Origin of the sequence: Plantibacter sp. MMLR14_011 (assembly GCF_001865025.1) — a bacterium.
GTDB lineage: Bacteria > Actinomycetota > Actinomycetes > Actinomycetales > Microbacteriaceae > Plantibacter > Plantibacter flavus_A.
On the sequence record NZ_MJGW01000039.1, the window covers coordinates 275,979 to 289,586 of the forward strand.

Here is a 13,608-nt window from a genome sequence, read left to right on the forward strand (position 1 = left end):
TCAGGTCTCGGGTTCCGCAGGCATCACCACCTGCGGTCGCACGTGCTCGTAGACGACGCTCGTCCGGACGTCCGCGACCTCCTCGCGCTCCGTGAGCTTGTCGATGACGAAGGCGTAGAGCGCGTCGTTGTCGGTGACGGCGACCTGGAGCAGGAAGTCCTCGTTCCCGGAGACGACGAAGACGCCGATGGTCTCCGGGAGGGTGATCGCCCAGCTGCGGAACGCGTCGATGTTGACGCGCGACGGCGGCCGGATCCGGATCGCGATGAGCGCTTGGACGGAGCGACCGAGCGACGGCAGATCGACGTCGAGTCGCGCGCCGCGGATGACGCCGCGGCGGTACAGGCCGCGTGTCCGGTCGAGTGCGGTGGTGGGGGAGACGCCGACCGCGGCCGCGATGTCGCGGTTGGTGCGCCGGGCATCACGTTGCAGTTCGCGCAGGATCGCCGTATCAAGTCCGTCCATGGCGGTGATTCTGCCAGATGCACCGAACGATGTACGGCTGCGATCCGCGCTCCCTTCTGATCGACGTAGCCTGAGGATCGATTCGCGTACGACATCAGGGAGAGACATGACGGAAGAACAACTCGTCGGCTTCGCGCCGGCGGAGATCGACACGGCGGCGCCCACGCGGTCCGCCCGGCTGAAGTGGGTCGTCGTCGTGCAACAGGATCTTCCGGCCGGTCGTGCCGTGAACGCGGCGGCCTGCGTCGCCGCGGCGATCGGAGCCGGGGTGCAGGGACTCCTCGGACCGGACGCCGTCGACGCCGACGGCTCGGCTCATCCCGGACTGCCGTGGGCGGGGTGCAGTGTGTTGTCCGCTCCGGCTGCGCAACTGGCGGCGATCCGGGCCAAGGCGGCGGGGTCGGACGGCTTGCTCGTCGTCGACATGCCGGAGGCGGCCCAGCTCACCCGGGTCTACGACGAGTACCTCGAGGTGGTGGGGGACACCGTGTCGGATGCACTCAACCCGCTGGCCGTCGCCCTGGTCGGGCCGCGCAACCGGGTGGACCGGATCGTCGGGCGACTGCCGCTGTTGGCCTGAAAGCGCACGTGTCGGGGCTTGAGGGAGATGGGGCGCGGCGGGCTGGCTAGGGTTGGCGGGTGAGCACCACCGTCCATCCCACGCAGGTCGCGCCGTCCGCGGCCGTCGTCACCGCCAGCCGTGTGGTCTACCTCCTGATCGCCGTGATCATCGCGATCTCGCTCGTCATCCAGATCGTCCTCGTCATCACCGGCGGCGCCGACGCCCGCTCGGGTGGTGTGGACATGTCCGTCGACCTCGCGACCCGGTTCGCACGCATCTTCAGCGCGTTCACCATCCTCAGCAACCTCATCGTGCTCACCGTGTCCGTCCTGCTGGTGATCGACCCCCTGCGTGACGGCCGGCTGTGGCGGGTGGCGCGGCTCGACGCCCTGCTCAGCATCGTCATCACCGGCATCGTCTACGCGGTGGTCCTCGCGCCGCAGGTGAACCTCACGGGGTGGGCGCTCGTCATCACGATCGGGTTCCACTACCTCTCGCCGTGGCTCACGCTCGGCGCGTGGCTCGTGTTCGGCCCGCGTCCGCGCTTCACCTGGAGCACCGTCGCCTGGGCGTTCCTCTGGCCGCTCGCCTGGGTGGTCTTCACCTTCATCCGTGGCGGCATCACCGGCTGGTACCCCTACCCCTTCCTCGATGCGACGCAGCTCGGCTTCGACGGTGCCGTCCGGAACGCGCTCATGGTGCTCGTCGTCGCGATCGTGTTCGCCGTGCTGCTCAAGCTCGTCGACCGGGTGCTGCCCGCCACGCTCCGCCGCTGAGGTGCGGGAACTGGTCGCCCGGCAGCGTTCCGGGTGACCATCTGCCTCACTTCGGGGCCGTGTCAGGATGGGGCATGCCCGTCGTGGAATCCCGCTGCACCGTGCCCGTCCCGCCCGACGTCGCGTTCGCGATCTCCCAGACCACGGGCGACACCCGGATGCGCTGGGACCCGTTCATCCGGCGGCAGCACTTCCTCGACGGCGCGAAGGAGCCCGCCAAGGGCGTCCGCACCTTCACGGTCCAGCGGTTCGGGTTCCGGATGGTCAGCGAATACGTCTCGTACCACCCGCCGACCAACGTCGGCATGAGGATGACGAAGGGCTCATGGTTCTTCGAACGGCTCGCCGGCGGCTGGCGTTTCAGCCCGGTGGACGGCGACGACCAGCGCACACTCGCCGTCTGGCGCTACAACTTCACCTGCAAACCGCGGTGGCTGGCGCCGATCGCCGAGCGCATCGGTGCGATCGTCCTGCAGCACGACATCGACCGCCGCATCCGAGGCTTCGCGCGCGGCTGCGAGGACCCCGTGGTGCTCGCCGCGGTCGCTGCAGCGGACTGATCCGGCACTAGCGGGCGAGGAACGAGCCGATCCCGAACCGGGCCGTCACGCCGGGGCTGAAGAGGACCGAGTCGGGCTCGTGCTCGACGACACCCGGGAGGCCCGCCGCCGCGCAGAGCTCGTCGCGCAACGAGGTGACGCGAGCCGGGTGCAGGACCCAGGGTTCATGCTCGTTCGGCAACCACTGCGTCCGACCGAAGCGGCTCTGGAAGAGCCCCCACCGCGCCGTCAGGAACTGGGACAGCTCGTCGTCGACGGTCGTCGTCCGGTCGATGTCGACACCGAGCTGGAAGCCCGGACCCCGTGTCGTCGGCGACCTGGTGATCCGCCGCGACGCGTACTCCCAGCCGTCGTCCGTCGGCCGTTGCGCGGTCCGCGCCCACCGGTAGGGCAGACCGAACATCGCGCGAGCCGCGAGGACCGCCGGCAGGCTCGACGCCTCGAGTGACCGGAACACGACGCCGCGACGCCCCTCGGTGTCGACCCCGTACAGCCGGACGTTCACCTCGGTGAAGGATCCGCCGACCGGCGACGGCGGTAGCGGACCGATGCGGGCGTCGCCCAACTGGAAGGCGATGAGTCCGACCCAGGTGGAACCGTCGAAGACGTCGGGGACCACCCCTCGTGGGAGCAGTGGTGCGACGGTGTTCGCCGGGACGCGCCAGTGCACGAACGCCAGGTCCCTCCATTCCTGCGCGGCGACGACCGGGCCGGACAGTGCCGGTGCGTCCGAGGCGATCGGCCTGGGCTCGCCGGTCATGCCAGGTGTTCGTACTCGGGCAGGTCGATCTTGTCGGCCGGCGGGGAGAACAACTGCGCACCGACGAGCTTCGCCGGCTTCGACCCGGCCACGCGGAGTGCGGTGCGGAAGGCGGCGACGCCGGCCTTCGAGGTCGGATTGGCGAGCTGCGGCGTGCCCGGCGGCAGCGACTGGGCCTGCTCGACGTAGGGGCGCATGATGCGTTCGTACCCGCGGAAGGCGTCCCGGTGGTGCACGTGCGCGGCCAGCTCTCCGGCCAGCACGTAGGCGCCGACGATCGACAGGCTCGTCCCCATGCCGCTGACGGGCGACGCGCACCAGGCCGCGTCGCCGAGCAGCGCGACCCGTCCGGATGCCCAGCGGGGCGTCCTGACCTGGCCGATGGACTCGTAGTAGACGTCGTCGCTGTCGTCGAGGTGCTCGAGGATCCGGTTCGCCTGCCAGGGGAGTCCGACGAAGCGGTTCCGGAGATGCCGTCGCTGCGCGTCGAGGTCGCGGCGCGCGGGGACGACGCCGTCACCACGGTCGGACGTGACCTCCGTCAACACCGCGCGAGTGGTGCCGTGCCGGTCGGGTCGGAGCGTGACGCTACGGCCGCCGACGCCCGAGTACCACTGCCACCACGGCACGTCGGCGTCGTCGCGCGGAATCGTGAGGTACGTCATCTCGAGCCCGAGGGACCGGGTCACCGCCTCGCCGGGGAAGGCCAGCTCGCGGGTCGACGATCGGATGCCGTCCGCCGCGATCACGAGGTCGAACGCCTCGTCCGCTCCATGCGCGAAGGACACGAGGACCCGTTCGCCGTCGTCGTCGAGGGCCGTGATGTGGTCGCCGTAGCGGTAGGTGGTGGTGCCGTCCGTCGCATCGATGAAGATGCGGGCCAGGTCACCGCGCAGGATCTCGACCTCGGCGGTCGCGCCGTCGGTCTCGGAGTCCGACACCGGGAATTCGGCGATCGTCTCACCGGCGTCGCCGACGAAGCGTGTGCCGCGTTCGCCCGTGGTCGCCTCGCGCGCCGCGTCCTCGAGGCCAGCGCGTCGCAGGACCTCGCGAGCGGCGCCGCGCACGTCGATGTTCTGGCCGCCGTCGCGGAACGCCGGCGCGCGCTCGATCACCGTCGTCTCCCAGCCGTAGCGGTTCAGCCAGAAGGCCAGGCCGGGGCCGGCGATGCTGGCTCCGGAGATCAGGACGCGGGGAACGGTCATGGTGGTGCCACCTCTCGAGGAGCGTGGGACTGCCGCTCCGGTTGCCTCCATCATCGCAATCGCCGATCCGAATCCCGCATGGTTGACAGCTCCGGCGGTGCAGGCGTCACCCGCTTGTACGCTGGGGGCATGTCGAGGATCGAACGCAAGCGTCGCAGGCGGAGTGTGCGGGTCGATCGCGTGTACGACGGCGACGTCTACGTCCGGGTCAACTCCGTGGGATCCAGCGGCGACCGCTCCTTCATCCTCATCCCGGGCATCGGTGTCTCCTCCACCTACTTCGAACGCCTGGCGCCGCACCTCAACGAGTTCGGCCCCGTGCACGCGCTCGACCTCCCCGGCTTCGGCGGCGTGCCGCACCCCTCGTCGACGCTCACGATCCGCGAGTACGCGGACCTCGTCGGTCGGGTCATCGACGAGCTCGATCTCAAGGACCCGATCATCGTCGGCCATTCGATGGGCAGCCAGGTGGTCAGCGACCTCGTCTCCCGTCGTCCGGAGCTGTCCACCCTCGTCCTCATCGGCCCGGTCGTCGTGCCCGGTCAGCGCCGGGTGCTCACCCAGGCCGTCCGCTTCCTGCAGTCGAGCTGGCACGAACCGCTCACGGTGAAGGTGCTCGCCGTCAGCGCCTACGTCTTCTGCGGCTTCAAGTGGTTCTCTCGGGTTCTGCCCCAGATGCTCAGGTATCCGATCGAGGAGGCCTTGCCGAAGGTGCAGGCGCACACGCTCGTGATCCGCGGCGAGTACGACGCCGTCGCACCGCGCGAGTGGGTGGAGCGGGTCGGAGAACTCCTGCCCTCCTCGCGCCTCTGGGAGATCCCCGGCGCAGCGCACTCCGTCATGTACGCGCACGCGGAGGAGGTCGCCAAACTCTGCGTCGACCACGCCAGACGCACGGTGGCGGACGGTGACGACGACCGGCTCCGGGTCTACTCCGAGGACTCGGACGGGAGCGACGACTCCGAGCCGGAGGCACCGCAGCCGAAGGCGGTCATCCAGGCTGTGCAGGGGCGCATCGAGGAGACGATCGGGATCGTCACCGACGACGACGACCGTGTGGCCGAGGGGAAGTCGCAGGTGGCCGACGCGGTCGCCTCCATCGACCACGACTGAGCGCTCGCTGAGATGCGGCGGTTCGTCGCTCAGCCGCGGGCCGGGCGACGAACCGCCTCACCTCACCGCGTCGGCTCGCCGGGCCAGGATCGCTCCGTGCGGTCGTTGATCGAGGCTCGTCCTGGTGTGCGTCTCGATGACCTCGAAGCCCGCTCGGCGCACGCGCTCGGCCAGCTCCGCGATCGGCCAGCGATAGGCCGTCGCCACGGCATGGTCGAACGCCTCGACCGATGGCCCCTCGAAGCAGCCGATGAGGAGCCCACCTCCCGGCCGGAGCACGCGAGCGAATTCCGCGAGCGGTGTCTCGATCGTGTCGGGGCGGTGGTGGATCAGCGAGTACCAGGCGAGGACGCCGCCCACCGAGCCGGTCTCAGCGTCGAGGGTGTCGAGGCTGCCGAGGTCGAACCGGGTCTCCGGGTGCTCGGCGCGGGCGTGCGCGATGAACTCGGGGACCAGGTCGATGCCGCGGATGTCGAGGCCGCGCGAGGTGAGGTACGCCGTCCAATGCCCCGGCCCGCAGCCGGCGTCCAGCGCGGGACCGATGATCCGGTCGGCCCAGGAGGTCACGAGCTGCCGGTCCGACGGATGCACCGAGGCCATCGTGCCCAGCAGCTTCACGTACTCGGCGGACCGTCGGGCGTAGGCGTCTCGGACGGTGCTCATGGCTCCACCGTAGCGAGCACGCGGCGCGGTTCGCCGTCGCGATGGAGGGGCGGCCCTCGCGGTTCCGCAGGCCAACTGTTATGGTGTTTATAAACAGATGGAGGTGCCATGGGCGTCGTGATCTCGAACAGTTCGGGAACACCGATCTACGAACAGATCGAGACCCAGTTGCGTGCGTCGATCCTCGCCGGGGAGATCCCCGTCGGGCAGACGCTCCCGTCCCTGCGGCAGTTCGCGGCGGATCTCCGGGTGAGCGTCATCACCGTCACCCGGGCCTACAACGATCTCGTCGCCGAGGGCTTGGTGCGGAGTGAGCACGGACGCGGGTTCGTCGTCCTCGACGTCGACCCCGAGACGGCGAGCACCCTCCTGCAGTCGCGGGTCGACGAGGTCATCAGCGAGCTCGTCATCGCGGCTCGGCATGCGCGCCTCAGCAGGACCGACATCCAGACACGACTCGAACAGAGGTGGAGTACCGATGACTGACAACATCCTTCGCATCGAGGGACTGCGCGTCCAGCGGCGATCATTCGCCGTCGACGACGTCTCCTTCGCGGTCGAACGCGGCACCGTGACCGGCCTCGTCGGACCCAACGGGGCCGGCAAGACGACCACCATCCGTGCCCTACTGGGCCTGCTGACCCCCGACGCCGGCGACATCGAGGTGCTGGGGCGGCCGGCCGGTTCCCCGAGTGCGCTCGCACGCATCGGCGTCGTCCTCGACCAGCCGACCGCGGCTCCGGAGTGGCGGGTCGCATCGATCGGCCGACGGCTCAGCCCGTTCTACCCGGCGTGGGATCAGCAACGCTTCGAGGGGCTGCTCGACCGCCTCGGGGTGCCCCGCGAGCAGCGGGTCAGCGAGCTGTCCCGGGGGCAGGGCGTCAAGCTGTCGCTGTCGACCGCGCTCGCGCAGCAGCCGGAACTCCTCATCCTCGACGAGCCGTCCAGCGGCCTCGACCCGGCTTCCCGCCGCGAGATCGGGGACCTGATCCGCGAGTTCATGGTCGACCCCGAGCACGCGGTGCTCTTCTCGACGCACATCACGACGGATCTCGACGAGCTCGCCGACGACCTGCTCGTGCTCGTGAACGGCCGGGTCGCCTACGACGGACGGTTCGCCGACACCGTCGACGAGTTCGCGATGGTGCGGGGCGCGGGAGCGCCGCCGACCGGCGAGGTGCTCGGGCTCGAGCGGCGCGGGGAGCAGTGGTCCGCGCTCATCCGGACGACGCAGATGGCGGACTTCGGACCGGAGACCGTGATCGATGCGGCGAGCGTCGACGACATCGTGATCCACCTGGCAGCAGCACACGGAAAGGCTTCCGCATGATCGGCTCATTCATCCGCTTCGACCTGACCTCCTGGCTGCCCCGGCGGCAGACGCTCCTCCTGCTCGGCTTCGTCGCCGTCGTCGGGATCCTGCTCCCCGTGCCCGGCATGGCGATCATGGGCGCGGCGATCGTCACCTCGCTCATGATCGCCGCGCCGTTCCTCGGCGACGAGCGCGGACGCCTCGACACGCTCTACGGCATCCTCCCCGTCTCGCGGTCCACCGTCGTGGTGGGGCGGGCCGGCTCCATCGTCGTCTTCGCCCTGCTCGCTTCGGCGATCGCCTTCGCCGTGACCGTGCTCATGGCCGGCGTTCGCGGCGCCTCACTCGACTGGGGCCTCCTGCTCGTGATCCAGGCCGTCGCGGTCGCCTTCGTCGGGCTGTCGGCCAGCATCCAGTTGCCGGTCCTGTTCCGGATCGGGTACACGCGCGGCCGACTGATCAGCTACGCCCCTGCGCTGGCGATCGCAGGCCTCGCCTGGCTCGCGCAGGCGATCGGCGTGCTGGACGGCGCGCAAGAGGCCGCCACCGGTGTTCCCCTCCCGCTCGTGGTCGGCCTCGGACTCGCGCTCGGCGCCGTCGGGATCGTCGTCGGCGTCCTCGTCGCCGTGCCGCAGTACCGCAAGCGCGAACTCTGAGCAGTCACGGCATCCGTCCCGGGCGTTCCCGGCGTCACAGCGTCGTCAGGAACGCCCGGATGTCGTCCGCGAGGAGCTCGGGCTCCTCGTGCGGCGCGAAATGGCCGCCTCGGGGCATCGTCGTGAACCGTCGCACGTCGTAGCTCCGCTCGGCCCAGCTGCGCGGCGGGCTCGCCAGGTCGTGCGGGAAGAGCGCGACCGCGGTCGGCACCTCGACCCGGTCGACACGCGTCGTGATCCCGGTCGCGGACTCGTAGTACGGGCGGAGCGACGTGCCGATCGCGTTCGTGAACCAGTAGACGGAGGCGAGCGTCGCGAGGTACTCGTCGCTGAACCGGGACGAGACGTCGCCGCCGCAATCGCTCCAGGCCCGATGCTTCTCGAGGATCCATGAGAGCAGGCCGACGGGGGAGTCGGACAGCGCGGGAGCGAGCGTGAGCGGACGGGTGTGGTGCTGATGCTCATACGCACCCTCCTCGGCGTCCCAGGCATCGACCCGGGCGAGATGCGCCCGCTCCTCCTCGGTGAGCGTCTCGGCGTCGACCTCGCGCGGTGCAGCGACCGCGAGGAGGTGGATGCCGGCGACCGCCTCGGGATGCGCCTGCGCGAGCCGAGAGGTGATCCCGGCCCCGAGGTCGCCTCCATGGGCGGCGTACCGGGCGAAGCCGAGGTGGTCGTGCATGAGCGTGTGCCACAGCTCGTGCGTCTGGTCGCCGAAGCTCGGCCGTTGCGGTGAGAACGGCAGTCCGGGCAGTGCGGGCACGATGACGGTGAAGGCGCTCGCCGGGTCTCCGCCGTACCGGGACGGTGTCGCGAGGCGCCTGGCGAGTCCGACCAGTTCGAGGGCGGTGCTCGGCCATCCGTTCGTGAGGACGACGGGGATGCCGCCCGGGGCCTCGGCGTCGAACCGGAGGTAGGTGATCGCGGCCCCGCCGATCTCGGCGCGGTGCCACGGCAGGGCGTTGATGTCCCGCTGCTGTGCCGCCCAGTCGAAGTCGTCCGCCCAGTAGGTGACGAGCCGCCGCAGTTCGTCCTGGTCGGTGCCGGCCTCCCAACCCGCGGTCGGCCACCGGTCGGGCCAGCGGGTGTCGTGGAGTCTGCGGCGGAGGTCGGCGAGGTCGTCGTCGCCGACGTCCAAAACGGCCTGGCCTGCTGGCGACCGGGTCACCTGGTAGCGGCGTTCGATGCCCGCGGTCGCACGCCCCCACTCGCTGGACGCGACGCGGGCCTGGTGTGCTGCGAACGACTCGTCGTCTTCGAAGACCTCGGCGACGTCCCAGACGAGCGGGTCGTCCGTCGGCGTCACCTCGAACGACACGCATCCCGGTTCGGCGCGGGTGAGCGCGACATGCTCCGGCAGATGGGTCTCGACGACCGCCACGTCGGTCGGTGTCGCGCAGATCAACTGGCCGGTCAGGTGCACGGTGGTCATGGTCTCACCGTAGCGAGGGTCGGCCCTCCGGCCGCTTCGACCCGAGCTCCGCGCCGCGTTTCCAGAGCCATTCAACGGGGCCGAGTGCGAACCGTCGGAGCCAGAGGTGGGCGAAGCCGGTCACGAGCGCGGCGATGACGACGAACGCAGCCACGGTGATCGGGACACGCCAGGCGGTCGTGTGTTCGGCGAGGCCCAACCCCCAGCCGTAGAAGAGCGCGCCGCCGAGGAGGTTCTGCAGGAGGTAGGCGCTGAGCGCGACCTTCCCGAGTTCGCGCAGACGTGAGGCGATCCAGCCCTCGGTACCGAAGCGACGACAGAGCTCGACGGTGGCGCCGAGGATGCCGAGCGCCACGAGGGGCGCGGCCAGGTAGCGTTCCGCGAGGAGTCCTGCGGTGCCGCCCCAGATACCGAGGGCGAGGTCGACCGGCAGCGCGCAGGCACCGACGATCATCAGGCGGCGTCGGAGTCGACCGCCGGTCTCCCCGAAGACGCCGGCTTGGAAGAGGTGTGCGCCGGCGAGGAACATCGCGAGCGTGAGGAACCCGATCAGCACGGGCTCCGCGCGGAAGACCCCCACGTTCTCGAGTCGAAAGGCCGCCAGGCCGAGGAACGAGTCAGTGGCGTACGGGCTCGGTCCGGCGGGGAGCGGGAGGTCGCCCGACATCGTCGGCGTCGTGGCGATGAACGCGACGATCGCGGTGATGAGGAGCACGTGCAGCGCCCCGAAGACGGCGATCATGGCGCGCTGCGCGCGGGGCCTCGTGAGCAGGAGCCAGGCGACGATGGCGCCCGTGACCGCGTAGCCCATGAGGACGTCGAACTCCGCGATGAGGACGTAGTTCACGGCACCGTCGATGAGGAGCAGGGTGGCGCGCCACAGGTACCGGCCTGGCCAGCGCTGCTCGCGTCGGCGTGCCGCGGCGTGTTGGATCGCGAGTCCGGCGCCGAACATCAGGGTCAGCAGAGCGAGGAACTTGCCCTGCGTGAGTGCCATGAGGGCGAGCTGGATCGTGCCCGCCGCGGGGCCGGTCTCCGGCGTCACCGGGGCCGAGAGCATGCCGACCATGCCCCAAGGGTGCGAGAACAGCCAGATGTTGGTGCCGAGCGTGCCGAGGATGGCGAGTCCGCGGACGACGTCGAGTGCGGCGATCCGTCGGTTGCTTGGACGCGACGGTGGCAATACGCTCGTATTGGTCATGAGATGACCGTACCCTGTCGAGTGGGCGATGGCGAAAGCGGAGGCGATGACCGAGCAGGACACGAACAGGGATCGGATCCTCGATGCACTGCTGCGCATCATGGCGTCGCGCGGAGCCGACGCCCTGACCATCCGCACGGTCGCTGGCGAAGCCGGGGTCTCCGTCGGCGCGGTCCAGCATCACTTCCCGACGAAGGACCGACTGGTCGTCGCGGCGATGACCGAGGTCAACGAGCGGTTCCGTCGGCGCGTGGCGGCGCGGCTCGAGGCCGTGGCGTCCGAGGAGGAGCGACTTCGGATCTTCTGTCGTGAGATCGCCTGCATCGAGGGCGACGACCTGACCGATGGGATCGTCTGGGTCGCCTTCGCCGCGCGGGCGAGCACGGAGACCGAGGTGCGAGCGATCCACGCCGTCGACTGGGCCCGCACCGAGGAGGTCCTCCTGCGGCTGCTCGTCGCAGCGTTCCCTGACGACAGCTTGGCTGCGGACGATGCGGCACTCCTGCTCGCGGTGCTCGACGGCATCGCGGTCGCGCGAGCGGCGGAGCAGTCGGACCGGATGACCCCGGAGCGGGCGGAACGGCTCATCGCCGCGACGCTCCGGGGCCTGCGCCGAGCGGGCTGAGTCGCGAAGATCCTGCTCAGTCGACGTCCAGTTCGAGTTCGACGAGATAGCCGACCAGTCGGGGTTCGACCTCGCCGGGTGGTGGCGGGCCGGCCGTCTGCGCCGCTCGAGCGGCAGCTTCCGCCGCCTGCGCCGCTGCGCGTGCCGCGGCCGCCGCTGCCTCTGCCGCTGCTTGGGCGTCGGGGTGATCGATCCCGCGCGTGAGCGGGATCCGCGGTGTCTCCTCGACGACGGGCGGTCCGGGCACGGTCTCGTGCTGGGTGACGTAGTCGGAGACCGCTACGCCGATGCACACGCCGCTGCCTGGTGGCCCAACGAGGCGCCTCGCCGCGGGCAGAGCTCCAAGCGGCAACGGTGGTCGCTTGGTGTGGACGCGGCGCGAGGGGATCGAAACCCTCGACAGCTTCGCCAGCCTGCCCGTCAGCCGCTCCGGTGCGGCGTCCTCTTCGTGGTGCATCTCGACACCGTCGATCCGCGCCGTCAGATCCGCCCCGATCTCCTCGGTCAGCCAGGTCCGCTGGCCGTCGTCGACGGACCAGACGGAGAAGGTCGCCCGTTGGCCGGTTTCCAACGGTCCGCCGCAACAATCCCACTCCCAGGAGCTGAGCCAGAGCGTCCGCCGGGTCATCCGCGCCGACGCCGGGTCGGCGGACCGCAGGCGCGAAACCAGCTCGGTCGTGGGTGCGGACAGGACGCGGAGGGCGATCGCGTCGCCAGGCATCGGTACGCGACCGAGTTCGCTGAGCCCCCAGCGGTGGTACATCGACGCGGCGTTGGTCGCGCGCTCGTAGACGCCGATGAAGGTCGTCGACTCGGTGCGCTCCTGCAAGACTTCAGCCAGGCAGCCGCGGGCGATCCCGCGTCCGCGCTGTTCCTCCGAGACGGCGAGCTCGTGGACGACGACGGCGTCCGCCGGTCGCGCGAGCGCAGTCGAAGCCGTGCTGCTGGAGTCGGCCAGTTGCGCGAGGATGCCGAGCCAGGCGGGGTCGGCGTCGAGGCCGTGGGCGAGCGCGAAGCCCACGATCCGGCGGTCGACCGTGGCGATCACGAGGCGCCCGCCGCGGTGCCCGAGATGCTCCGGGCCCCACTGCCGGATGGTCGCGAGGTCGATCGCGTCCTCGTTGTACGGCTCGGCGGTGAACGCCGCGACGAACAACTGCGTCACCTCGCCCCACACGCCGTCGGGTGCGGATCCGGTGAAGGTGGTGTAGCCGACCGGGCTCATCATCCAGCCAGCATAGGGAAGTGCGCGGATGATCGACCTTGAGGTGAGGCAGATCGTCGTCCGAGCGGCGAGCATGCGACGATCCGCCTCACCTCAGGTCAGTCGTTGAGGTGCAGGATCGCGTAGTCGGCCTCTTCGGGCGTGAACTTCTCGCCGTACTCGCTGGTCAGCTGGTCGCGGATCGCTTCGGGCGACATCGACATGGTCTCCTGGTAGGACTTCGCCTTCGCGAGCGCGTTCGCGTTGTAGTCGGCCTGCAGGTTGTCGACGGCGTACTGGCCCGCCTCCGGTGAAAACTGTTCGCCGTATTCGGAGGTCAGCTGGTCGTAGATGCCGGCCTTACTCATATGCATGAGGTCCGAGTAGCTCTTCGCCTTGATCAGCGCGGACTGGTACTCGACGGGCACCGCGGGTGCAGCAGGAGCTGCGGGAACCGGAGTCTCGGCGACGGGCGCAGTCGTCTCGACCGGCTTGGCCGCTTCGTCGGCCGGCGTCGAGGTCTCCACGATCGCAGCAGGCTTGTCATCGGACACACTGTTCACCGCTGCGCCGATTCCGACGAGGGTGCCGAATGATGCGATGGTCGCGACGGCTCCGAGGATGAGACCGGTGACCGCGAGCCCCTTGGACTGTCGCTTCTGCAGTGCGAGTACCGCCAGGACGATCGCCGCGATTCCGACGAGTGCACCGGCGACGGGGATGAGGCCTATGAGGAACGCGACGATACCGACGATCAGGGCCGCGATCGCGAGCCCTGCCGAGGTCGGACGGGGCGGTGTCTGCTGCGGCTGCTGACCGTATGGCTGCTGGCCGTAAGGCGGCGGTGCCGTGGTGTCGGTGTACTGGGCCGTCGGTGCGTACGGGTTCGTGTAGGGCGCGGTCGGCTGCTGTGCGTAGGCGGGGTCGGGCTGCTGTGAGCCGCCCCCCAGCGGTTCTGATGTGGTCACACTGTGAGCATGGCAGTCGAGCGACCGACTTCCGAGAGTGGTGTTGCCCCCAGTGCAGGGGTGATTCGGGAGGTTCCCCCTGGCCCGGTTCATTCGCCCATCTTTG

Annotated in this window: 16 protein-coding genes; 8 read left to right on the forward strand and 8 right to left on the reverse strand. The window is 70.1% G+C overall.

Translation table 11 applies throughout. The features are described from left to right. The gene (locus BIU99_RS14015; protein WP_071261769.1) at positions 1-465 is read right to left on the reverse strand and encodes an Lrp/AsnC family transcriptional regulator; all 465 of its coding nucleotides are present in this window, start codon (positions 463-465) and stop codon (positions 1-3) included. 106 nt (positions 466-571) lie between these two features. On the opposite strand from BIU99_RS14015, the gene BIU99_RS14020 reads away from it, so the two are divergent. The 3 genes from BIU99_RS14020 to BIU99_RS14030 all read left to right on the forward strand — a co-directional run bounded on the left by BIU99_RS14020 (position 572) and on the right by BIU99_RS14030 (position 2,363). After that, positions 572-1,045, forward strand: coding sequence for a DUF2000 domain-containing protein (locus BIU99_RS14020; protein ID WP_071261771.1), 474 nt, complete (start codon positions 572-574; stop codon positions 1,043-1,045). Between the two features lie 59 nt (positions 1,046-1,104). Then, positions 1,105-1,803, forward strand: a complete 699-nt coding sequence (locus tag BIU99_RS14025; RefSeq protein ID WP_071261773.1) for a Pr6Pr family membrane protein — start codon at positions 1,105-1,107, stop codon at positions 1,801-1,803. 74 nt (positions 1,804-1,877) lie between these two features. Further along, positions 1,878-2,363, forward strand: a complete 486-nt coding sequence (locus tag BIU99_RS14030; RefSeq protein ID WP_071261775.1) for an SRPBCC family protein — start codon at positions 1,878-1,880, stop codon at positions 2,361-2,363. Positions 2,364-2,370: 7 nt separating this feature from the next. Here the strand turns inward: BIU99_RS14030 and BIU99_RS14035 are convergent, their stop codons facing one another. After that, on the reverse strand, positions 2,371-3,123 hold the full coding sequence (locus tag BIU99_RS14035) for a YqjF family protein (RefSeq protein WP_071261776.1): 753 nt from the start codon (positions 3,121-3,123) through the stop codon (positions 2,371-2,373). Further along, positions 3,120-4,328: an FAD-dependent monooxygenase gene (locus BIU99_RS14040; RefSeq protein WP_071261777.1), complete on the reverse strand. Its 1,209-nt coding sequence runs from the start codon at positions 4,326-4,328 to the stop codon at positions 3,120-3,122. The genes BIU99_RS14035 and BIU99_RS14040 overlap by 4 nt, the downstream gene beginning before the upstream one ends. Positions 4,329-4,457: 129 nt before the next feature. On the opposite strand from BIU99_RS14040, the gene BIU99_RS14045 reads away from it, so the two are divergent. After that, a complete protein-coding gene (locus tag BIU99_RS14045; protein ID WP_071261873.1) occupies positions 4,458-5,441 on the forward strand; it encodes an alpha/beta fold hydrolase in 984 nt (327 codons plus the stop codon). Positions 5,442-5,498: 57 nt separating this feature from the next. Here BIU99_RS14045 and BIU99_RS14050 read toward each other — a convergent pair whose 3' ends face one another. Beyond that, the gene (locus BIU99_RS14050; protein ID WP_071261778.1) at positions 5,499-6,104 is read right to left on the reverse strand and encodes a class I SAM-dependent methyltransferase; all 606 of its coding nucleotides are present in this window, start codon (positions 6,102-6,104) and stop codon (positions 5,499-5,501) included. 108 nt (positions 6,105-6,212) lie between these two features. On the opposite strand from BIU99_RS14050, the gene BIU99_RS14055 reads away from it, so the two are divergent. Genes BIU99_RS14055 through BIU99_RS14065 form a run of 3 tightly spaced genes read left to right on the forward strand, consistent with a single transcriptional unit; the run spans position 6,213 to position 8,072 of the window. Then, complete coding sequence (locus BIU99_RS14055; protein WP_064297095.1) at positions 6,213-6,590, forward strand: GntR family transcriptional regulator; 378 nt, start codon at positions 6,213-6,215, stop codon at positions 6,588-6,590. Beyond that, positions 6,583-7,434, forward strand: a complete 852-nt coding sequence (locus BIU99_RS14060; RefSeq protein WP_071261779.1) for an ABC transporter ATP-binding protein — start codon at positions 6,583-6,585, stop codon at positions 7,432-7,434. The genes BIU99_RS14055 and BIU99_RS14060 overlap by 8 nt, the downstream gene beginning before the upstream one ends. Next, the gene (locus BIU99_RS14065) at positions 7,431-8,072 is read left to right on the forward strand and encodes an ABC-2 transporter permease (RefSeq protein ID WP_071261780.1); all 642 of its coding nucleotides are present in this window, start codon (positions 7,431-7,433) and stop codon (positions 8,070-8,072) included. Before BIU99_RS14060 ends, BIU99_RS14065 begins: the two co-directional genes overlap by 4 nt. A gap of 34 nt (positions 8,073-8,106) precedes the next feature. On the opposite strand, the gene BIU99_RS14070 is transcribed toward BIU99_RS14065, so the two are convergent. Continuing rightward, on the reverse strand, positions 8,107-9,504 hold the full coding sequence (locus BIU99_RS14070; RefSeq protein WP_083397367.1) for an alpha/beta fold hydrolase: 1,398 nt from the start codon (positions 9,502-9,504) through the stop codon (positions 8,107-8,109). 4 nt (positions 9,505-9,508) lie between these two features. Then, entirely contained in the window at positions 9,509-10,705 is a 1,197-nt protein-coding gene (locus BIU99_RS14075; protein WP_071261781.1) for a DUF418 domain-containing protein, read from the reverse strand. A 46-nt stretch (positions 10,706-10,751) separates the two neighbouring features. Here BIU99_RS14075 and BIU99_RS14080 point away from each other — a divergent pair, with 46 nt between their 5' ends. After that, a complete protein-coding gene (locus BIU99_RS14080) occupies positions 10,752-11,330 on the forward strand; it encodes a TetR/AcrR family transcriptional regulator (protein ID WP_175484409.1) in 579 nt (192 codons plus the stop codon). 16 nt (positions 11,331-11,346) lie between these two features. Here the strand turns inward: BIU99_RS14080 and BIU99_RS14085 are convergent, their stop codons facing one another. Next, a complete protein-coding gene (locus BIU99_RS14085) occupies positions 11,347-12,558 on the reverse strand; it encodes a GNAT family N-acetyltransferase (RefSeq protein WP_175484410.1) in 1,212 nt (403 codons plus the stop codon). A gap of 95 nt (positions 12,559-12,653) precedes the next feature. Next, complete coding sequence (locus tag BIU99_RS14090; protein WP_254773624.1) at positions 12,654-13,502, reverse strand: Ltp family lipoprotein; 849 nt, start codon at positions 13,500-13,502, stop codon at positions 12,654-12,656. Between the last annotated feature and the right edge of the window lie 106 nt (positions 13,503-13,608).